1 protein-coding gene is annotated in these 784 nt (G+C 55.2%); it reads left to right on the top strand.

All coding sequences use genetic code 11. From position 1 onward, the window contains the following. Nucleotides 1–766 (top strand): phage portal protein (locus AAC854_RS22790; protein WP_340619082.1); only part of this gene is annotated, 766 nt, incomplete at its 5' end. Nucleotides 767–784: the final 18 nt, after the last annotated feature.

Raw genomic sequence — 784 nt, 5'->3', positions numbered from 1 at the left:
CCTGACGCAGGCTGACATCTGGCATGTGCGTATCTTTACGCTCAATGGCCTGACCGGGTTAAGTCCGGTGGCCTATGCCCGGCAGGCGATCGGGTTAGGGCTGGCGACCGAGGAGCACGGCTCCCGGCTGTTTGGTAACGGGGCGGTCACCAGTGGCGTACTGCAAACCGATCAGACTCTGGCCGACGAGGCTTTTAACCGGTTGAAAACCGATTTTGAAGCGCAACACCAAGGGCTGGCGAATGCCCATAAGCCGCTGATTCTGGAAATGGGGCTGAAATGGCAGCAAATCAGCCTGTCGGCCGAGGATGCGCAGTTTCTGGAAACCCGCAAGTTTCAGCTGGAGGAAATCTGCCGCATCTTCCGGGTGCCACTGCATATGGTGCAGAACACCGACCGCGCCACCTTTAACAACATTGAGAATTTAGGGATTGGGTTTATCAACTATTCCCTCGTCCCGTACCTCACCCGCATTGAGCAGCGGATTAATGCCGGGTTAGTCAGAAACAGCAAGCAAGGGCGGTTTTACGCCAAATTCAACACCGGGGCCTTGTTACGCGGGGACATGAAATCCCGTTTCGAGGCCTACGCCACCGGAATTAACTGGGGGATCTACTCCCCGAATGAATGCCGGGAACTGGAAGAACTCAATCCGCGTGAAGGCGGGGATATCTACCTGACGCCCATGAACATGACAACCAAACCTGAACAATCCCCGAAAAAGGAGGAAGAGACGCATGCCGATGATGACCAGACAACGGCTTGATGTGCCCCTGAAAATCAA

It is taken from the genome of Xenorhabdus entomophaga, assembly GCF_037996725.1.
GTDB lineage: Bacteria > Pseudomonadota > Gammaproteobacteria > Enterobacterales > Enterobacteriaceae > Xenorhabdus > Xenorhabdus khoisanae.
The sequence above is the reverse complement of the archived record's forward strand: the minus strand, read 5'-3'. Positions and strand labels throughout refer to the sequence as shown.